This window comes from Mesorhizobium yinganensis, assembly GCF_040081985.1.
Taxonomy (GTDB): Bacteria; Pseudomonadota; Alphaproteobacteria; order Rhizobiales; family Rhizobiaceae; genus Kumtagia; species Kumtagia yinganensis.
This window is the reverse complement of the sequence record NZ_JBEBMH010000004.1, coordinates 306,788-327,285: the sequence shown is the minus strand read 5'-3', so window position 1 is coordinate 327,285 and position 20,498 is coordinate 306,788. Positions and strand designations below refer to the sequence as shown.

Annotated in this window: 16 protein-coding genes; 7 read left to right on the top strand and 9 right to left on the bottom strand. The window is 66.8% G+C overall.

Annotated features, from left to right (window positions below):
* Positions 1 to 123: 123 nt before the first annotated feature.
* A complete protein-coding gene (locus ABMA59_RS11595; protein ID WP_349005503.1) occupies positions 124 to 756 on the top strand; it encodes a trimeric intracellular cation channel family protein in 633 nt (210 codons plus the stop codon).
* 27 nt (positions 757 to 783) lie between these two features.
* Here ABMA59_RS11595 and ABMA59_RS11590 read toward each other — a convergent pair whose 3' ends face one another.
* The 5 genes from ABMA59_RS11590 to ABMA59_RS11570 all read right to left on the bottom strand — a co-directional run bounded on the left by ABMA59_RS11590 (position 784) and on the right by ABMA59_RS11570 (position 6,496).
* Positions 784 to 1,155, bottom strand: coding sequence for an MmcQ/YjbR family DNA-binding protein (locus ABMA59_RS11590; protein ID WP_349005502.1), 372 nt, complete (start codon positions 1,153 to 1,155; stop codon positions 784 to 786).
* Positions 1,133 to 2,020, bottom strand: coding sequence for a l-ornithine N(alpha)-acyltransferase (olsB, locus tag ABMA59_RS11585; RefSeq protein ID WP_349005501.1), 888 nt, complete (start codon positions 2,018 to 2,020; stop codon positions 1,133 to 1,135). The genes ABMA59_RS11590 and olsB overlap by 23 nt, the downstream gene beginning before the upstream one ends.
* A gap of 175 nt (positions 2,021 to 2,195) precedes the next feature.
* On the bottom strand, positions 2,196 to 4,472 hold the full coding sequence (locus ABMA59_RS11580) for a PAS domain-containing hybrid sensor histidine kinase/response regulator (RefSeq protein ID WP_425475898.1): 2,277 nt from the start codon (positions 4,470 to 4,472) through the stop codon (positions 2,196 to 2,198).
* An 87-nt stretch (positions 4,473 to 4,559) separates the two neighbouring features.
* Positions 4,560 to 5,549, bottom strand: a complete 990-nt coding sequence (acuI, locus tag ABMA59_RS11575; RefSeq protein ID WP_349005500.1) for an acrylyl-CoA reductase (NADPH) — start codon at positions 5,547 to 5,549, stop codon at positions 4,560 to 4,562.
* A gap of 173 nt (positions 5,550 to 5,722) precedes the next feature.
* Positions 5,723 to 6,496 (bottom strand): hypothetical protein, encoded by a 774-nt coding sequence (locus tag ABMA59_RS11570; protein ID WP_349005499.1) that lies wholly within the window; start codon positions 6,494 to 6,496, stop codon positions 5,723 to 5,725.
* Between the two features lie 274 nt (positions 6,497 to 6,770).
* On the opposite strand from ABMA59_RS11570, the gene ABMA59_RS11565 reads away from it, so the two are divergent.
* On the top strand, positions 6,771 to 7,160 hold the full coding sequence (locus tag ABMA59_RS11565) for a DUF5071 domain-containing protein (protein WP_349005498.1): 390 nt from the start codon (positions 6,771 to 6,773) through the stop codon (positions 7,158 to 7,160).
* A 713-nt stretch (positions 7,161 to 7,873) separates the two neighbouring features.
* Positions 7,874 to 8,230, top strand: a complete 357-nt coding sequence (locus tag ABMA59_RS11560; protein ID WP_349005497.1) for a hypothetical protein — start codon at positions 7,874 to 7,876, stop codon at positions 8,228 to 8,230.
* A gap of 141 nt (positions 8,231 to 8,371) precedes the next feature.
* Here ABMA59_RS11560 and lspA read toward each other — a convergent pair whose 3' ends face one another.
* The 3 genes from lspA to ABMA59_RS11545 all read right to left on the bottom strand — a co-directional run bounded on the left by lspA (position 8,372) and on the right by ABMA59_RS11545 (position 11,197).
* Positions 8,372 to 8,866, bottom strand: a complete 495-nt coding sequence (lspA, locus tag ABMA59_RS11555; RefSeq protein ID WP_349005496.1) for a signal peptidase II — start codon at positions 8,864 to 8,866, stop codon at positions 8,372 to 8,374.
* A complete protein-coding gene (locus tag ABMA59_RS11550) occupies positions 8,866 to 9,702 on the bottom strand; it encodes a TrmH family RNA methyltransferase (protein ID WP_349005495.1) in 837 nt (278 codons plus the stop codon). Before ABMA59_RS11550 ends, lspA begins: the two co-directional genes overlap by 1 nt.
* Before the next feature lie 436 nt (positions 9,703 to 10,138).
* On the bottom strand, positions 10,139 to 11,197 hold the full coding sequence (locus ABMA59_RS11545) for an RsmD family RNA methyltransferase (RefSeq protein ID WP_349005494.1): 1,059 nt from the start codon (positions 11,195 to 11,197) through the stop codon (positions 10,139 to 10,141).
* 297 nt (positions 11,198 to 11,494) lie between these two features.
* Between ABMA59_RS11545 and ABMA59_RS11540 the strand changes: the two genes are divergently transcribed.
* From ABMA59_RS11540 to ABMA59_RS11525, 4 genes are all read left to right on the top strand, one after another.
* Entirely contained in the window at positions 11,495 to 17,779 is a 6,285-nt protein-coding gene (locus tag ABMA59_RS11540; RefSeq protein WP_349005493.1) for a hypothetical protein, read from the top strand.
* 142 nt (positions 17,780 to 17,921) lie between these two features.
* A complete protein-coding gene (locus tag ABMA59_RS11535; RefSeq protein WP_349005492.1) occupies positions 17,922 to 18,608 on the top strand; it encodes a helix-turn-helix transcriptional regulator in 687 nt (228 codons plus the stop codon).
* A 65-nt stretch (positions 18,609 to 18,673) separates the two neighbouring features.
* Complete coding sequence (locus ABMA59_RS11530; protein WP_349005491.1) at positions 18,674 to 19,048, top strand: VOC family protein; 375 nt, start codon at positions 18,674 to 18,676, stop codon at positions 19,046 to 19,048.
* The gene (locus tag ABMA59_RS11525; RefSeq protein ID WP_349005490.1) at positions 19,045 to 19,521 is read left to right on the top strand and encodes an EVE domain-containing protein; all 477 of its coding nucleotides are present in this window, start codon (positions 19,045 to 19,047) and stop codon (positions 19,519 to 19,521) included. Before ABMA59_RS11530 ends, ABMA59_RS11525 begins: the two co-directional genes overlap by 4 nt.
* Here ABMA59_RS11525 and lhpI read toward each other — a convergent pair.
* Positions 19,511 to 20,476 (bottom strand): bifunctional Delta(1)-pyrroline-2-carboxylate/Delta(1)-piperideine-2-carboxylate reductase, encoded by a 966-nt coding sequence (gene lhpI / locus ABMA59_RS11520; protein ID WP_349005489.1) that lies wholly within the window; start codon positions 20,474 to 20,476, stop codon positions 19,511 to 19,513. The genes ABMA59_RS11525 and lhpI overlap by 11 nt on opposite strands.
* Between the last annotated feature and the right edge of the window lie 22 nt (positions 20,477 to 20,498).

Genomic DNA, 20,498 nt, shown 5'->3' with positions numbered 1-20,498 from the left:
CAGTCGGCAGTCGGAAAATAGAGCTTGCTCCCGGCTGCCAGCGGCCCGATCCTGCCTACTGCCTACTGCCTACTGCCTACTGCCTACTGCCTACTGCCAACTGCCCTGATGGCCCGGATCCAAATGAATCCGCTGCTGCTCCTGGACTATGCCGGTGTCGCGGTGTTCGCGGCGACGGGAGCCCTTGCCGCGTCGCGAAAGCAGCTCGACATCGTCGGGTTCATCTTCCTCGCAGCCATAACCGGCATTGGGGGTGGGACGCTTCGCGACGTCATCCTCAACATCCCCGTCTTCTGGATCGGCGATACCGTCTACGTGCTGATCTGCGCGGTCGTGGCGGCATTCGTCTTCTTCACCGCGCATCTGGTCGCCTCGCGCTGGAAATGGCTGCTGTGGCTGGACGCGGTCGGGCTGGCCGCCTTCGCGGCGATGGGCGCCGCCAAGGGAATGACCATCACCGGCTCGCCGGTCGTGGCCATCATCACCGGCATGCTGACGGCCACCTTCGGCGGCATATTGCGGGACATCGTTGCGCAGGAAGCGTCGGTGCTGCTGCGGCCGGAAGTATACATCACGGCGGCCGGCGCGGGGGCGGCAGCCTATGTCGTGGCGGACGCGCTGCTCGCGGCTCCCGGTGCGTCTGCCATCATCGCTTTTGTCATCGGGCTCTTCGTGCGCGGCGGCGCATTGTGGTTCGGCTGGACGCTCGAGCCTTACAAAGGCCGTCCCGGCAGGCGGCCGGACGATATTCCATAGGGGTCCTCTGCACCCCGGGGGACCAGCTTATCTGTCGTCGCGGATCGCTCTCCTCGTCGGGGCCTGCAGACGGATGGCGCATTTCAGCCGGTGGATGAGTTCGGCGTCGGAGATGGCGTCGACGCGGACGAGGATGGCCGGCCAGCCTTTGTAGTGGTCGGTCTCGAAATAAATGTCGGGCGCTGTTTCCATCAGCGCCGCCTTTTCCTCCCGCGGGCACATGATGACCAGCGTCATCGGGTCCTTGACCCGCGTCAGCAATTTCTTGCCGATCTTCAGCGACGGCGTGCCGTAGGAGGTGCTCTCGGTCACATCCGGCAGCAACAGCATTGCCTCGCGCACCCGTTCGACGGCCGGCGCAAAGGCTTCGGCGGTTTCAGGCGGCGAGGCGGCCGGCATCCCCGGAATAGTAGCTGATGTAGCGCTGCTTGATTTCCTTGACCGGCAGAATCATGAACACGTCCACCGTCTCGAAATCATGGTCGACGACGCAGCCGTCGCCGATGCGCGCGCCAAGGCGCAGGTAGCCCTTGATCAGCGGCGGCATCCGCAGGAACGCGGACTTTGCGTTGATCGCCTCGCAGGGAACCAGATCCATGGGGTGGCAGCGGCCGGGTAGCGCGGACACGTCGTAGCCGGGCTCGGCGCGGAAATTGTGTGTGAGGAAGGAGAGCGCCTCGGCGTGTGCTGCCGGGACCGTGCCATGGAACGAGGCGCAACCCGCCATCACGTCGATGTCGTGATGCAGCACATACGCCCAGATGCCCTGCCACAGGGTCTCGATGGTGCGCTTCGAGCGGTATTGCGGCAGCACGCAGGAGCGTCCGAGTTCGAGGAAACGTTTGCCCGGATGCCGCTGGATCAGCGAGCCGAGGTCGAATTCGTCTTCCGAGTAGAAGCCGCCGGCTAGGGCCGCGCCCTCCTGATTGAGCAACCGGTACGTGCCGATGATGCGGTTGTGCTCGGGGCCGGGCAATGCGTGGTCGAACACCAGTATGTGGTCGCAGCAGGCGTCGAAACGGTCCGCGTCGCGGCGGTCAAGCGCCTCCAGCCGGTTGGATTTGGCGCCAAGTTCCTCGTAGAAGACGCGGTAGCGGACCTCTTGCGCGGCGGCGATCTCCGAGTCGTTGCGGGCAAGCCTGGCTTCGAGCGAACCGATGCGTCCGAGCGTCTTGTGAGCAATGCCGAGCCCCGGCTCGACGCCGGGGATCAGGCCGACTTTCGCCTCGATGGGGACTTCGGCCGATGGAACCACTGTTTGCACGGGTGATCCTCCTTCGTGCAGCCGAGCATGGGAGAACATTACAAGCCGAGTGCAACAGTCGTATGAAACTACCGTGACGGAAGCCGGCGCTCAAGCCCATCCCCCGATAAAGCCTTGCCGAACTTAGCGTGAACGGCGGGAGAGGCCGCCTCGAACCGGATGCGCTGCCGGCAAGTCAGGCCAGGCGCTCCTCGACGGCGTGGACGAGCGCATCGGGGTCGAGCGGCTTGGTGACGAAGCCGCTGGCCCCGTGCGCGAGAACGTCGTGGCGGGTCTTCTCCTGGCTGTCGGCGGACAGAACCATGATCGGCACCGGCGGCAGATCGTTCTCCTCCTCGTGACGACGGATCAGCGCGATGGCCTCCAGCCCGTCCATGACGGGCATATGCAGGTCCATCAGCACCACGTCGTGCCGTTCCTTGCGCGGCCCGATCACGGCCTCGACCGCGGCCTTGCCGTTGTTGACCACCTCGACACGATGCCCTGCCTTCTGCAGCGTGGTGCGCGCCAGCAGCGCGTTGATCTCGTTATCCTCCGCGAGCAGGACCGAAAGCCCCGCCACCCGCGCGCTGCGGCCCCTGGATGCCGCGCGGGGAGCGGGCAGGGCGGTGATTGCCGCGCTTGCCGCGCCGGAAAGCAGCACGCGCAGCAGCGTCTCGCCGCGCACCGGCCTGGCCAGGAAGGTGACGTAGCCGCTGGCGCGGAAATCGCCGAGCGCCCCCCGGTCGGTCGGCGCGATCAGCGTGATCGCCTGGCTGCCGGAGAAGCCGGCCTGCTTCAGGCGCTTCAGCACCCTTCCGTCCGGCGCCTCGATCGAGGCGTCGATGAGCAATGCGTCGCAAGGTCCGGAGAGCTCCACCGCCTGCTCCAGCGAATAGGCGACGTCGACGGTCCCGCCATGGGCACGGATCGTGCGCGCGATGGCGTCACATTCGACCTCGTTCTTCGACAGGATGATCGAGCGATGGCCCTCGAGCACGGCGCCGCGCGCAAGGCTGGAGCCGCTGGCGTCCAGGGCAGGGATGTCGAAGGCGAATTCGGAGCCAAGGCCGAGGTCGCTGGCGACCGAGATGGTGCCGCCCAGCGCCTCGACGATGCGGCGCGAGATGGCGAGACCGAGGCCGGCTCCGCCATGCGCCCGGGTCGAACTGCCGTCGGCCTGCTCGAATTCCTGGAAGATGCGTTCCATGTCGTCCTTGCGCAGGCCGGGACCGGTGTCGGCCACCGCGAAGCGCACGAGATCCATGTCTCCCGTCCCCGGCTTCAGCCCCACGGTGACCAGCACGCCGCCTGTATCGGTGAACTTGATGGCGTTGCCGATCAGGTTGAGCAGCACCTGGCGGACACGGCCGGGATCGGCGGTGATGCTGTGCGGCACGTTGGGCGCGACGTAGCAGCCGAGGCCGATGCCCTTGCCGTAGGCGCGCGCCGCCAGCAGTTCCACCACGCTCTCGACCAGTTCGCGCGGCGAGATCGGCTGCGGCTCCGGCACGAAGCGGCCGGCTTCGATCTTGGAGAAGTCGAGCAGGTCCTCGATCAGCGCCAACAACGCGCTGGCCGAGGTGGAGACGGCGCTGACATAGGTCTTCTGTTCCGCCGAAAGGCTGGTGTCGGCGAGAAGTTTCGCCATGCCCATGATGCCGTTCATCGGCGTGCGGATCTCGTGGCTGACGGTCGCCAGGAAACGCGACTTCGCCACGCTCGCATACTCCGCGCGCTCGCGGGCGCCGATCAGCGCGGTCTCGGCGCGCTTGCGGGCGGTGATGTCGCGGGCGATGGCGCGGTGCGAGACCGCCTTGCTGGCGAGATCGCGCACCGAAAGCTCGATCCACGAGAACCAACGGGTGCCGGCCGGCGTATGCACGGCGACGTCGGTGGAACTGAGGCACTCGCCGTCGGCGAAGGCCGCGTCCGGGACGACGCCGACCTCGATGCCGAGATCGGCGAGCCGCATCCCGATCAGGCCGTCCAGCGGCCGGCCGACGAGGTCGGCGAACACCCTGTTGGCGTAGACGATGCGCCCTTCGCGGTCGCGATGGATGACGAGGTCGCCGAGCGCGTCGATGAGGCCGAGGAAATGTTCCTCGCTCTCGTGCAGTTCCCACATGCGGTCGGCAAGCGCCTCGACGCGGGCGGCGGGCGCTTCGGCGCCTGCGTCCTCGCTGGCGATGCGCTCTTTGACGGTGAGGCTGCGATACAGGAACAGGATGCCGATCAGCCCGGCCGCCAGAAGACCGAGTGCAACCCATAGCGGCGCGTGGAAAAGATTGGCGATGCCCGACAGCAGCAACGCGGCGATGATGCCGCCGACCTGCAGGAGCAGCCTCCTCGGTCTGGCCGGCAGCAGCTCGACCAGCGCGTCGGGCTCGGGATGCAACGGAAGCTCCGGCGCCGTGTCGCCGGTATCCTTGCTTTTCCCGTCAAGGGAGCTGTGGGGTATCGGTGCCGTCATGCACAGAACTTACGCGCGACCTTCTTCCTGAAGGTTTTTGCAAAACGCTCGCATTTTAGTCTTCTTGCGGATTCCCTGGCCCGGCTCTCACATCTCGACGACGACGCGGCCGCGGATCTTGCCGTCGACGATATCGGTGGCGGCGGCGATGATGCCGTCAAAACCGATCGCCGTCGTCAGTTCCGAGAGCTTGCGCCGATCGAGCTCGTCGGCAAGCCGCCGCCACGCCTCGATCCTCAGTTCCCGCGGCGCCATCACCGAATCGATGCCGAGCAGCGACACGCCGCGCAGGATGAAGGGTGCGACGCTGGAGGGCAGGTCCATGCCTTGCGCCAGGCCGCAGGCGGCGACCGCGCCGCCGTAAGCGGTCATGGACAGCACGTTGGCCAGCGTGTGGCTGCCGACGGCGTCGATGCCGCCCGCCCACCGTTCCTTGCCGAGCGGTTTCGCCGGCCCCGAGAGTTCGGCGCGGCCGATGATTTCAGCCGCGCCGAGATCGGCGAGGTAGGCGCTCTCAGTGGGTCGGCCCGTCGAGGCGATCACGTGGTGACCCAGCCGCGACAGCAGCGCGACGGAAACCGAGCCGACGCCGCCGGCCGCGCCGGTGACCACCACCGGCCCACGCTCGGGGGTGATGCCATGGCGCTCCAGCGCCATCACCGACAGCATCGCCGTATAACCCGCCGTGCCGATCGCCATCGCCTGGCGCGTCGTCATATTGTCCGGCAACGGCACCAGCCAGTCCCCATTGACGCGCGCCCGACCGGCATAAGCGCCGAAATGCGTCTCGCCGACGCCCCAGCCGTTGAGGATGACCTTGTCGCCCTTTTCCCAGTCGGGATTGGAGGAGGAAATCACCGTGCCGGCGAAATCGACGCCCGGCACCAGCGGGAAACGCCTGATCACCGGCGCCTTGCCGGTGATCGCCAGCCCGTCCTTGTAGTTCACCGTCGTCCATTCGACCGCCACCGTGACGTCGCCGTCCATCAGATCGGCGTCGGTCAGTTCCGTCACCGCGACCGACTGCTTCTTGTCCTCGCCGCGCGAGACGAGGATGGCCTTGAAAGTGTCGGTCATCGTTGCATCCTCCTCGCCGCATCGGTTCGCCATATGGTTGCGCCTACCCTAATCCGGTTTGGCGGGCTTGGCCAACGGATGAGCGACGCGCCGGCGGCACGCATGGCGGCCACGCGAACAACGAATCCGCGTGGCGGTCGATCCATTTCTCGCGCGAGTAGGAATGCGCAGGGTCAGGACGTGTCGCGGTTGTCCAAGGCGTACACGGCCAGCGCATGGGCATGCGCCAGGATTTCGTCGACCTCGCGGATTTTTCGGGAATGGATCGCGACGGGGTCGTAGCTGGACAGCCGGCCGCCGGGTGGGCGACCGCGCCGCAGCGGCGAGAGGCGCCGGCCGGAGACGGGGCCGTCCCGCGCGATTGCGGCGTCGCGCCGTGCGCGCCAACGGGCGAAGCGTTTTGCCTGTCCCGGCAGGTCGTCGAGCGCGGCGCTGAGGGCGGCAAGGCGCTGGCCGAGACGCGCGGCGTCGATCGGGTCGTCCGCCGATGGCGGTGGCGGCAGCGGGCGGAATGTCGCGCCGAAATCGAGGCCCAGGATGCGCGGAGCGGCGTGGGCGGGCACGGTACGGCGGGAGACGTGGAACAGACGCCGTGGCGGGTCGAGCAGCGCTAGCGAGAGGATGCGCGGGGTGGGTTTGGGACGTCTTTTCGGCCCCTTTGGCAGGAAGGCGCGCGGCCCTCGCAAGGTCGCGGGCTTTGGCTTGCGCGGGCGTAGCGGCGGCAGGGTCACCACGATCCCGCGCGCCGCCGCGATGATGAGGCGCCGTGCCGCGGCTTCGGCGGGATGCAACAGCCGCAGGATGGCGAGGTAGAGATGGCGCGGGAGGGTAAGTGCCGGGGACAGTTTACTTTTTTCCGCTTGAGCCAACCTTGAAGCGGCTTCGCCCTTCCGCGGAAAGAAAGTAAACTGTCCCCCAGCACCCATCTCGGCCATGCCGACAAGCATGGCAAGGATACGCTTCAGCGCGTCCCAGTTCCGCTCGATTGCCGCACCAGCACAGACGACGTCATTGTCGCATGGATCAGGAGGTAAGTAAATAATCCTAGGAAAATACTCCTGTAAGTGGTAGCGGCCTTGGGCGAGCCTTGGCAAGCTAGGCTGCACCAAGTCGAGCGCGATAACCGCACCGTTGTCGGGACTATTGAGCGCTGCCAGGTGGGGTCTGAGAGTCCGGTTCCGACCCCTTTGCGGACAAGCGCCTTTTGCATAAGATCGAGACATGGACCTCAACGAATGCGTCCCTAAGACTAAGCATGATCATGCGGCCGTCCAGCGAGCCTGCACAGTCGGCTTCCCTGCGCTCAATCCCGTTCTTCCCAAGCTTCTGATCTGGCTACAGGATACGAATTGGCCAGTGGAAAGTTCCGTTGCGAAGTTGCTTTCAGCGTCTGGTCCCGAGATCGTACCCCATATCAGAGCCGTATTCGTATCAGATGACTCCATCTGGAAGCATTCGATCCTAGCGGATTTATGCCCCAATCTGTCACCGGCAATTCTGGCCGAACTTCGCTCCGATATTGAGAGTTTGGCTAAAAATCCAACGGCGGCAGACCGGCTTGAAGAGGTCCCCGACGCCGCCGCAAACCTTTTGGCGACGACTCGAAACTAGCGATGACCGCAATCCACCCACACCAGCCGTTCGGCGGCGAAAAGGCGACGCTTGGAACCGGACGAGCTGCTATCGACCCCATTGCTGACGTTTGTCGGCGTTGATATTCGTCAACGATGAGGAAGCCAACCACGGATAATCGCGAGTGGAGGCGGTGCGACGAATGCCGCAGCCGATACGTTGCGTCGGCCTCCAAAATGCTATCCATGTGCCCTGACTGTTCTCATCTGATTTACGGTTATCCGAAGTGCGAACACCGGTTCAGGGACAGCCGCTGTGAGCTATGCGGATGGAATGGGCGCAGATCGCGCTACACCAAAGGCCGTTTTCTGGAGAACAAACGTTGGGATGAAGCGAGGCCGCTAATTGATCAGCTGATCATCGCAACCACGCCGGAAGATGTCTGCGCTATCGAGACTGTTGTCGGTATGACAAGGGGTGAGGCTGAGACTGTCATCATTGAACGGACGAACTGGGGAACCCACACGTTTCCGAACTTTCAAGGCGGTCGTGGCACTTTCGCCGAGCGCCATCAGGCGCTGTTAGGTAAGTGGGAAGAATGGAAAAGTCTCGACGATTGAGCCGTCACGTTCGATCAGTTTGTTGTCGGCTTTCCACCCTTTCCGGCCCGATAGGGGCCAGAAGGCGACGTTTGGGAGCGGACCAGACGTGGTATTTGCCTCTGATAATGCCCGACCATGACGAAATGGTCGATGCTCAAGGATATCCAGAGCCTCATTAAGCTCTTTACCCCGCATTGCTCGGACAAGGAGACGTTGGAACGGCTCGGTCGAATGATCGAGGATCGTGGCTCGTGGCCAAAGGCTCGTAACCTGTTCAACGACATTCGAGCCAAAACCTTGAAAGCCGAGCGCCGCGGTGATCACGGGGCAGAGGCCCAATACCTTTTTGAAGAGGTCTGCGCCAAGACGCTATACAACTTGACCATGCTGCCCGCCCCGTATGATCCGGACACGCCTTACTGGATCGTTCCCAATGCACTGGGTGTCGCGCGGGTGCTTCGGCTGAGCCCAATGGAGGTAATCTCCATCATCTCGCCACCAGAGTGATCGCTTTCCACCCATTGCAGACAACCGGTCGGTATTGCAATTTGCAACCATGGCCATCACAGCGGGGTTAGTTCCCCGACTGACACCACCGCAAAGGGCAATCCCTGGAAGCCGGCCTGCCGGTCGGGTGAAACAGATGGATCAATTGTCCGACGGCGCGGTCTTTCGAGCGCCCAGCCAGCCGATCAGTTCCTGCAGCACGATTGCCGCCGCGCCGACCGAGATGAAGGCGTCGGCGAGGTTGAAGACGGCGAAGGACCAGACCGGCGTGTGGAAGAAAATATAGTCGATGACGTGGCCGTACACTGCGCGGTCGATGAGGTTTCCGAGCGCGCCGCTGACGATCAGCGCGAAGCCGATCCTTGCCAGCACGTGGCGCGGGTCGGATTTCGCGGCGAGATAGAGCACGAAGGCGATGACGGCGATCGAGACCACGATCAGGCCCTTGTCGCCCACCCAGGAGAACATGGAGAAGGCGACGCCGGTGTTGTAGGTGCGGTAGAGCGCCAGGAACGGCAGCAGGTCGACCGCCTCGTGCATGGTCAGCCGCGTCTCTACCAGCCATTTGATCCACTGATCGAGCGCCACGCCGGCGGCCGCCAGCGCGGCATAAAGTGTCCAGGACCGAAAACCCATCAAGAATCCAGTTTCAGCGCCGCGCGGCGGATTTCGAACAGCATGACGCCGGTGGCGACCGCGAGATTGAGGGAATCGGCGCGGCCCGCCTGCGGGATGCGCACCAGCCGGTCGCAAGCGTCGGCCAGCGTATCCGGCAGGCCCTGCTGTTCGTTGCCCATCAAAAGCACGACGGGTTTTCCCGCATAGCCGACGGTGCGGTAGTCGACCGCGCCTTTCAGATGCGTACCGACGATGAGGCCGGCGAAGGATTTCCGCCAGGCGAGGAAGGCTTCGGGCGTGGCGCGGGCTACCGGCACGGCGAAGATCGAGCCCATCGTCGCCCGCACCGTTTCCAGCGCGAACGGATCGGTGGTCTCGCCGACCAGGATGACGCCCTTGGCGCCGACCGCGTCGGCGGTGCGCAGCACCGTGCCGAGATTGCCGGGGTCGCGCACCCGGTCGAGCGCTACCCAGACGTCGTTGCCCGCCGGCCGAATGTCGGAGAGCTTCGTCAGCCGCTGCTCGAACACGCCGATGACCGTCTGCGGATTGTCGCGCCGCGTGATCGCGGCAAGGATCTTTTCCGACACTTCCAGCACGTCGCCGCCCTTGGCGACGACGCGGGCGGCTGCCTTCTCCACCGCCGGGTTGCCCAGCGCCGACTTGGCGAAGACCAGCGTCTTCACCCGCCAGCCGAGGTCGAGCGCGTCGATGATGAGTTTCAGGCCCTCGGCGAGAAAAGCGTTCTGCTGATCGCGGAATTTCTTCAGCGCCAGCGCCTTCAGGTCCTTGACCAGCGGGTTGGCGAGGCTGGTGACTTCCTTGACGCGGCCTACGCGCGGTTCGGTGGTCATGATGCGCCCCCACGCTTCGCGTGGTCCTTCGGACCCCCCGCTTCGCGGGCGGGGCTGTCGCATGCGGGCCTGCTTTGCCAAGTGATCCACGTCGCCTCGCCTGCGGCGAGGCGACGTGGCATCACCCCCTCACCGACCCTTCGGGCCACCTCTCCCCCCGTCCGGGGGAGAGGACGGACGGCCGCAAGGTTGGCGCAAATCACCAACGCTGCTCTCCTCTCCCCCGGGCAGGGGGAGAGGTGGCCCGAAGGGCCGGTGAGGGGGTGATGCCGAAACGAGCCGGCGAAGCCGGATCGGGGAGGATGGCCGCCATAGGCGACTGCCCCGGCCTCGCAGCAGAGTATCCGACGTGGTGACGCCGGCACGACCTCGATCCTCCACTGCCGAACGGACGACCACGAAGCGGTGTTGGGGGCGCTGCTCAGGGGTGAACGACTCATCCCGCCACCCATCTGGAAAACAAGGACGTGGACAGCGCCCGGCCTGCGCCCTTTTCGCGAATGACCAACTCGCCGGATTCGATCCGCCCGCCCATGCCGGCGAACGTGTCGCGCATCAGGGCGTGGATGGCGAAGAACGAGGCGCGGATCGAATAGGCGGTGAGCACGACGGCCAGCGGTTTCGGCGTCAGGATCGAGCGGCAGATGTCGGCCAGCTTCGGCAGGTCGTCGAACAACTGCCAGACCTCGCCCTTCGGCCCGCGGCCATAAGCGGGCGGGTCGAACAGGACGATGTCGTAGCGGCTGCCGCGCCGCTCCTCGCGCTCGGCGAATTTCATCGCGTCCTCGCAGATCCAGCGGATCGGCTTGTCGGTCAGCCGCGCCATCTCCTGGTTCTCGCGTGCCCAGCCGATCGCCTTTTTCGAGGCGTCGACATGCGTGACTTCCGCGCCCGCCCGTGCCGCGACCAGCGAGGCAAGGCCGGTATAACCGAACAGGTTGAGCACCTTTACCGGCCGCCGCGCCTGCTCGATCAGGCCGGCCATGTGGTCCCAATGCGTCGCCTGCTCGGGAAACACGCCGACATGGCGGAAGGAGGTGAAGCGGCCGAGATAGTCGATGCCGTCGTGCCGCATCGGCCAGGTCTCGCCGAGCGGCTGCTTTGGAAAACGCCAGCGGCCCATGCCTTCTTCATCCGTGTCGCCGGTGAAGATCGCGTCGGCCTTTTGCCATTCCTTTTCAGGCAGCGCCTTCTGCCAGATTGCCTGGCCCTCGGGCCGCACGATGCGGTAGGGGCCGTACTGCTCCAGCTTCTGGCCTTCGCCACTGTCCAGCAGCGCGTAGTCGTCGTTGGGCAGGACTTCGAGGATGACCGGCAATCTTTCCGCCGGCAGCGCGCCGTCGCGGCGGGTGAGCACGCGCTGTGCCGGTATCGGATCCTGCGCCGGGCCCCCCTTGGGCTCGACGGCCTTGCGGTCCTCGCGCGGGCGAACGGGCGGCCCGCCGGGGGGGCGGGGCGGAAAATTGTCGCGGCGTCGGTCGCGGGTGGATTTCAAACTGGTCTCCGGCGGTCGCGCCGCTTTTGGCATAGGGGGCCGGACGGCGCAACTCGGCTGGCGCGGCACCTCACATGCCGGCTTGCGGGTTGTCGCAACGCGATGAGGCGTTCCGGCTGTGACACCAACCGGTCGATCGAATTTTTAACGGTTCTCTAACGCTCTCAGCCTTTCCGCTCCGATAAGCCGGGTCTGTCATCTGGACCTCTGATCCGAAGGCTATAAAACCTGCGGTTGGCGAAAGGATGAGTCGCACCCGTGCTGCGGGCACGCGATTGCATCGGGCGGAGGCAAGGTATGACGCAGACTCTCAACGGCACCGCGGCTGCCGACACGCTCACCGGAACCGACGTTGGCAACCCGCTCAACCCCGACGGCATCGACATCATCAACGGCGGCGCCGGCGATGACACGCTGAGCGGCCTGGGCGGCAACGACACCATCCAGGGCGGCGCCGGGGCGGACAAGATGACCGGCGGCGCGGGCATCGACACGCTCACCTACGCCAACGCTGGCGGTGGCGTTCAGGTCGCCCTGAACGCCACCGCCAATGGCAGCGATGCGACCGGCGACACGATGAGCGGCTTTGAGAATCTGACCGGTAGCGCCTTCAACGACCAGCTCGTCGGCGACAACGGCACGAACGTCGTCATCGGCGGCGGCGGCAACGACTATATCCAGCTCAGCAGCGGCGGCGACACGCTGGACGGCGGCGCCGGCAGCGCCGACATCTTCGACTGCCGCGCCTGGGGCTCGGGCCTCACCATCAACCTTGCCGCCGGGACCGTTTCGGGGACCGCGGCAGGCGGCACCACCGTCCTCAACGTTGAATGGACGCTCGGCTCGGGCTTCAACGACATCCAGACCGCCAACCAATCGATCAACACCATCCTGTCCGGAGGTGGCGGCAACGACACGCTCAACGGCCTCGACGCCAACGACCAGCTCTTCGGCGATAATTTCAGCGGCATCGGCGGCAACGGCACGGACACCCTGAACGGCGGCAACGGCAACGACTATCTCGAAGGCGGCAGGAACGCCGACGTGCTGAACGGCGGCGCCGGCACCGACACTATCGGCTATGCCGATTCCAGCGCCGCGGTGACCGTCAACCTGGCCACGTCGACCGCGTCCGGCGGCGATGCCACGGGCGATACCTACACCAGCATCGAGAGCGTCGTCGGCTCCAACTTCAATGACGTGCTGACCGGCGGCGCCGGGGTCAACAGCCTCACGGGCGGCAACGGCGACGACCTGCTCGACGGCGGCGCCGGGGGCGACACGCTGAACGGCCTGGTCGGCAATGACACGGTGACCTATGCGGCGTCCAACGCGGCGGTAAGCATCAACCTTCTGACCAACGTCAATACCGGTGGCACCGCCGAGGGTGATTCGCTGGCGGTCGAGAACGTCATCGGCTCGGCCTTCAACGATGTGCTGCAGGGCGGTGCCGGGAACAATGTGCTGACCGGCGGCAACGGCGACGACGTGTTCCAGGGCCTCGGCGGCGCCGACACGTTTGCCGGCGGCGCCGGCATCGACCGGGTGAGCTATTCTTTCTCGTCCGCCGCGGTCGTGGTCACGGTCAACGGCGCCGCCTCGGGTGGCGACGCTGCGGGCGACACCATGTCCGGCATCGAGAATCTGACCGGTTCGGCCTATAACGACACGCTGACCGGCGACGCCGGGGCGAATCTGCTGTCCGGGAGCGATGGCAACGACGCGCTCCAGGGCCGCGCCGGCGCCGACACGCTGCAGGGCGGCAACGGCAATGGCGACACCGCCTCCTACGCCGCCTCGGCCGCCTCGGTCGTGGTCACGGTCAACGGCGCCGCCTCGGGCGGCGACGCCGCGGGCGACATCCTGTCCGGCATCGAGAATCTGATCGGCTCGGCCTTCGCCGACACACTGACTGGCGACGCCGGGGCCAACATCCTGGCCGGAGGCGACGGCAACGATACGCTCCAGGGCCGCGCCGGCGCCGATGTGCTGCAGGGCGGCAACGGTGTCGACATCGCTTCGTATGCCGCTTCGGCCGCCGCCGTCGTGGTCACGGTCAACGGCGTCGGCTCGGGCGGCGACGCCGCGGGCGACAGCCTGAGCGGCTTCGAGAACCTGACAGGCTCGGCCTTCAACGACACGCTGACCGGCGACGCCGCGGCGAATGTTCTGGCTGGCGGCGACGGGAACGACACGCTTCAGGGCCGCGGCGGCGCCGACGCGCTGCAGGGCGGCAACGGCGCCGACGCGGCCTCCTATGCCACCTCGTCCGCGGGCGTCAATGTCAGCCTCTCCTCCAACACGGCGACAGGCGGCGACGCCCAGGGCGACAGCTTCAACAGCATCGAGAACATCATCGGATCGGCTTTCGTCGACACGATCAACGGCAGTGCCGGGGCGAATGTGCTGGATGGCGGCGCGGGCGACGACATTCTGGCGGGCCGCGGCGGCGCCGACGTCCTGCAAGGTGGCAGCGGCAGCGATACGGCCAACTATATCGCGTCGGCTGCCGTCACGGTCAATCTGCTCGCCAACACCGCGTCCGGCGGTGACGCCACGGGCGACACCTTCACCAGCATCGAGAACGTCTCCGGCTCGAACTCCGCCGACAGCCTGACCGGCAATGCCGGGGCCAACAGTCTCGATGGCGGCGCCGGAAACGATGTGCTCCAGGGCGGCGCAGCAGGCGATGCGCTGATCGGCGGCGCGGGCACCGACACGGCGAGTTATGCAGCCTCGGCCGCCGGCGTCACGGTCAGCCTCTCGACCTTCAACGCAACGGGCGGCGATGCCGCGGGCGACACTTTCAGCAGCATCGAGAACCTCACAGGCTCGGCCTTCGCCGACCTGCTCAACGGCGATGCCGGAGTGAACGTCCTGATCGGCGGCGCCGGTGACGACGTGCTGTCGGGCCGCGGCGGCGCGGACAATTTGCAAGGCGGGACCGGCACCGACAAGGCCGACTACATCGCCTCCGCCGCGGGCGTCACGGTCAATCTCCTGGCCAACACAGCGACCGGCGGCGATGCCCAGGGCGACACCTTCAGCGCCGTCGAGAGCGTCAGCGGCTCCAACCAGGCCGACATCTTGACCGGCAATGCCGGATTCAACGGCCTCTCCGGCGCCGGCGGGGACGACCTGCTCGACGGCGGCGCCGGCGCCGACGCGCTGGATGGCGGCGCGGGCATCGACACGGCGACCTATGCCGCTTCGACCGCCGGCGTCACGGTCAACCTCGCGACCGGCAGTGGCGCCGGCGGCTATGCCCAGGGCGACGTCCTGTCCACCATCGAGATCCTGGTCGGCTCGGCCTTCGCCGACACCCTGACCGGCGGCGTCGGGGCCAATGTGCTGAACGGAGGAGACGGCGACGACTCGCTCGCTGGCGGCGCTGGCGGCGATGTGCTGCAAGGCGGCAACGGCGTCGATACGGCAACGTATGCCGCCTCCGCCGCGCTGGTGTCGGTGAATCTGACGGCCAATGCCGCGGCGGGCGGCGATGCGCAGGGCGACACCTTCAATAGCATCGAGAACATTGTCGGCTCGGCGTTCGCCGACGTGATCGTCGGCAATGCCGCGGTGAACGTGCTGGCCGGCGGTGAGGGAAACGACAGCCTCCAGGGCGCCGGCGGCGCGGATGTTTTGCAGGGCGGCGCCGGCATCGATACGGCCAGCTACTCCGGCTCCGCCGCGCTGGTGTCGGTGAACCTGACGGCCAATGCCGGGACGGGCGGCGATGCGCAGGGCGACACATTCAACAGCATCGAGAACGTCACCGGCTCGGCCTTTGCCGACGTCCTGGTTGGCGATGGCGCGGCGAATGTGCTCGCCGGCGGCGACGGCGACGACGTTCTGGCGGGGCTCGGCGGCGCCGACCTGCTGCAGGGTGGCAACGGCGTCGACACCGCCACTTATGCCGGATCGGCTGTGGGCATCGGCCTCAGCCTCTCGTCGAACAAGGCGACCGGCGGCGATGCCGAGGGTGACAGCTTCAGCAGCATCGAGAACATCGTCGGCTCGGCCTTCGCCGACACGATCAATGGAAGCGCCGGGGCCAATGTGCTGGACGGCGGCAACGGCGACGACGTGCTGGCGGGCCGAGCCGGCGCGGACACCCTGATAGGCGGGGCCGGCATCGATACGGCCACTTACATCGCTTCGACCGCGGGCGTCGCGGTCAACCTCGCGGCGAACACTGCGACGGGCGGCGACGCCGAGGGCGACACATTCAACGGCGTCGAGAGTCTTTCCGGCTCGAACCATGCCGACGCGCTCACCGGCAATACCGGGATCAACGCCCTCGATGGCGCCGGCGGAGACGACCTGCTCAATGGCGGTGCCGGGGCCGACGTGCTGAATGGCGGCGCGGGGATCGACACGGCGACCTATGTCAACTCCGCCGCCGGGGTGAACGCCAACCTTGCGGCCGGCAGCGGCGCTGGGGGCGACGCCCAGGGCGACACGCTGGCGGGAATCGAAAACCTCATCGGCTCCAACTTCGCCGACACGCTGATCGGCGGTGCCGGGGTCAACGTGCTGGCCGGCGGTGAGGGCAACGACAGCCTCCAGGGCGGCGGCGGCGCGGACGCGCTTCAGGGTGGCAACGGCACCGATACGGCGAGCTATGCTGGCTCCGCCGCGCTGGTGTCGGTGAACCTGGCGGCGAATGCCGGGGCGGGCGGCGACGCCCAGGGCGACACATTCACCAGCATCGAGAATGTCACCGGCTCGGCCTTTGCCGACGTGCTGGTCGGCGATGGCGCGGCGAATGTGCTCGCCGGCGGCGACGGCGACGACGTTCTGGCGGGGCTCGGCGGCGCCGACCTGCTGCAGGGTGGCAACGGCACCGACACGGCAAGCTATGCGGGGTCGGCTGTGGGCATCGGTCTCAGCCTCTCGTCGAACAAGGCGACCGGCGGCGACGCCGAGGGCGACACCTTCAGCAGCATCGAGAACATCGTCGGCTCGGCCTTCGCCGACACGATCAACGGAAGCGCCGGCGCCAATGTGCTGGACGGCGGCAACGGCGACGACGTGCTGGCGGGCCGGGCCGGCGCGGACACCCTGATGGGCGGGGCAGGCATCGATACGGCCACCTACATCGCTTCGACCGCGGGCGTCGCGGTCAGCCTCGCGGCCAACGCTGCGACGGGCGGCGACGCCCAGGGCGACACATTCAACGGCGTCGAAAATCTTTCCGGCTCGAACCATGCCGACTCGCTGACTGGCGATGCAGGAGCCAACACCCTTGACGGCGCGGGTGGCAACGACCTGCTCAATGGCGGCGCGGGGGCTGACGCGCTCCAGGGCGGCGCGGGCATCGATACGGCGACCTATGCTACCTCCGCGGCTGGCATAACGGTCAGCCTCTCGACCAACACGGCGACGGGCGGCGATGCACAGGGCGACAGCTTGAGCGGCATCGAGAACATCACCGGCTCGGCTTTCGCCGACCTGATCAATGGCGATGCCGGGGCCAATGCCCTGGATGGCGGCGATGGCAACGACGTGCTGTCGGGCCGTGCCGGCGCCGACGCGCTGCAAGGCGGCAACGGCAGCGATACGGCCGACTATGTCGCTTCCGCCGCGGGCGTCACGATCGACCTCGCGGCCGGCACAGCGGCGGGCGGCGACGCCCAAGGCGACAGCTTCAGCAGCATCGAGAATCTCTCTGGCTCGAACTCCGCGGACGTGCTGACCGGCGATGCCGGAGCCAATGCCCTCAACGGCGCCGGCGGAAACGACGTGCTCGACGGCGGCGCTGGAGCCGATGCGCTCCAGGGCGGTGCCGGCATCGACTGGGCGCGCTACAGCGGGTCGAGCGCCAGCGTCGTGGCCGATCTCACTTCCGGCACCGGCACCGGCGGCGATGCCGAGGGCGACACTTTAGCCGGCATCGAGAACCTGCGCGGATCGAGTTTTGCCGACACGTTGACAGGCGACGCCGGCGCCAACCATCTGCACGACGGCGGCGTCGGCGGCGCCGATACGCTGACCGGCGGCGCTGGCAGCGACATATATTCCGTCTACAATGCCGGCGCCACGATCGTCGAAATTGCCGGCGAGGGCCTGGACCGCGTCAATGCCGGTGTCGACTTCGTGTTGGCTGGCGGTCTCAGCATCGAGTACCTCAACACGACCTCGCTGCAGTCGACCTATGCCGTCAACCTGACGGGCAACGAACTCGTCCAGCGCGTGCGCGGCAATGACGGCGCCAACGTGCTCGACGGCGGCGGCGGCGACGACTGGCTGTTCGGCATGGGTGGGTCGGATACGTTCCGCTTCTCGACCGCGCTCGGCGCGGGCAACGTCGACCATATCCTCGACTTCAGCGTCGCCGACGACCAGATAGCACTCGACGCCGCGATCTTCTCGGCGCTCGGCCTTGGGGCGCTCGATGCCTCGGCGTTCAAGGACAATTTCCTCGCGCCGGGCGATGCCGACGACCGCATCTTCTACAACTCGGACACCGGCTCGCTGTTCTATGACGCGGATGGTTCGGGGACCGATTTCGCGGCGGTCAAATTCGCCGTGCTCACGCCGGGCCTCAGCCTGAGCGCCGCCGATTTCGTGGTGATTTGACCGGGATCCACAACCGGCGCGCCGGCCTTTGCCGGCGTGTCTGGGGTCAACAAGGTGCTCGAGCGCGGAAATGCCGTGAAGGTGTTTCCCCTTTGAGCGCGGGCGGGCTATGCGTGGCCGGCCGCCTCGCGAAACCTGAGCCATGTCCCGCTCCGAACGCTTGCTCGATCTGATCCAGACGCTGCGCCGCCATCGCCGGCCGGTGAGCGGACAGGTGTTGGCCGGTGAGCTTGGCATCAGCATCCGCACGCTCTACCGCGACATCGCCACCTTGCAGGGCCAGGGCGCGCCGATCGAAGGGGAGGCGGGGCTCGGCTACGTGCTGAAGCCGGGTTTCGTGCTGCCGCCGCTGATGTTCAACGAGGACGAGGTCGACGCGATCATCCTCGGCCTGCGCTTCGTGTCGCAGCGCGGCGACGATGAACTGGCGCGCGCCGCGGCCAATGTGCTGGCCAAGATCGCGGCGGTGCTGCCGCCCGATATGGGCGACGCGGCGGCGACGAGCGGCCTGCTCGCCGGTCCGTCGGCCTCGCGCGAGGCCGGTACGCTGGCGACCATCCGCCGCGCCATCCGCGCCGAGCAGAAGCTGCGTCTGAGCTACACCGACAAGAAGGGCCGCGCCACCAAGCGCGTCGTCTGGCCGGTGCTGGTCGGCTTCTTCGACACCGCCGAGATGCTTGGCGCCTGGTGCGAGACGCGCAGCGATTTCCGCCATTTCCGGCTGGACCGCATTGCTTTCGCCGAACCGACGGGTGAGCGGATGCCGAAGCGCCATCGCATCCTGCTTGCCGAGTGGCGGCATGCGCAGGATTTGACTGATCTGATGTGACGGCTGCTGCCGGAAACTGACAGTGGCTTTGCCTATGGTCGCCGCATCGAAACGGAGACAGACCGATGCGCAACCCGGGTTTTATTATCCTTTATGTCGACAGCCCCGAGAAGAGTGGCGCTTTCTATCGCCAGCTTCTAGCCGCCGATCCGGTCGAATCTTCGCCGACCTTCGTGCTCTTCGCGCTGCCCAACGGGCTGAAGCTTGGCCTGTGGTCGCGCCACACGGTCGAGCCGCGCGCGGAGGCCGCCGGAGGCGGTGGCGAGATCGCGTTCACCGTCGATGACAAAGCGAGCGTCGACGCGATCCATGCCGACTGGTCCGGCTGCGGGCTGGAAATACTCCAGCAGCCTTTGGACATGGATTTCGGACGCACCTTCGTCGCGCTCGATCCCGATGGCCACCGCCTGCGCGTCTTCTGTCCGGAGGCCGAGAGATGACGGAAAGATTGTTCTGGCTGGCAGTCGCGTCCGCCGATCATGTGCGCAGGGGATGGCGGGAAGGGTTCATGCAGGTCTCGCATGGCAAGCGCGCGCCGCTCGGCCGCATCCGGCCGGGCGACGGCGTGGTCTACTACTCGCCGAGTGCGGTTTACGGCGAAAAGGACCGGCTGCAAAGTTTCACCGCCATCGGCGTGGTTCGTAAGGGAGAACCGTATCAGGGCGAGATGGGCGATGGCTTCACGCCCTTTCGTCGCGATGTCGACTGGGCGGATGCCTCGGAGGCGCCGATCGCGCCGCTGCTCGACCGGCTCGAACTCACCGCCGGCAAGCGGACCTGGGGCTATCAGCTTCGTTTCGGGCTCTTGAATATCAGCGAGAAAGACTTCCGGCTCATCGCCGAGGCGATGGGTGCGCAGGTCGATGCCAATAGAGTGTCGGGCAGCGTCGGCGGGGAAATGCCTACCTGCTGATGTGCCGGAATACAGCGATGCCGGCCGCCAGATCTTCGAGCGCCGCGCCCACCGACTTGAACAGCGTGATCTCGTCCGCGCCTTGCCGGCCGGGCTTCTCGCCGCGCGCCAGTTCGTGGAGGTCGGCGACGATGTCCTCCGGTTTCAGCACGCCGGATGCCAGCGGCTGGACGATGTCGCCGGCCTCCTTGGTCGCGCCGGCACGGGTGTCGACATAGACGCGGGCGCGTCTGATCGCCGCGTCGTCCGCCTCGCGCATGGCGGGGGTAAAACCGCCGACGAGGTCGACATGGGTTCCCGGCCGCAGCCTGTCGCCCTGGACGAGCGGCTCGGTCGAGATGGTCGCGCTGGAAACGATGTCAGCCCAGGCCAGCGCCGCGTCGAGGCCGGAAACGGCAATTGCGTTCAGCCCGCCCTGGCGCAAGGTGTCGGCCGCCTTATCGGCGTTGTATCGCGACCGGTTCCAGATGCGGATTTCCGCGATCGGCCGCACCGCCGAATGGGCCTTCGCCAGGAAAGGGCAGAGCGCGCCGGCCCCGACGACCAGCAGCTTCGAGGCGTCCTTTCGCGCCAGGTAGCTCGCGGCGAGTGCCGAGGCGCTTGCCGTGCGCCACTGCGTCAGCCGCTGCCCGTCGATCAGTGCCTGCGGCTCGCCGGTCTTGCCGTCGAGAAGGAGGTAAAGGCCCATCACCGCCGGCTTGGCGACTGCGTTGTTGTCGGGCGAGACCGTGACGATCTTTACGCCGATGTGACCGCCGTCCGAGGTGCCGGCGGCATGGAGGTCGGTCCAGGCCGGCATCAGGAGCAGCGTCGAGGCCGCGCCGTCCGGACGGTCGATCGTATGGTGATGCCGCACCGGCTGCACCGCGCCCTTGCGGAACGCCTCGCGCAGCGTCTCCACGAGGGCGGGAAAGGTCAGTGAACGGTCGACGTCGTCGGCCGAGATCATACGCATGCGGTCGCTCCGGATCGTGCGG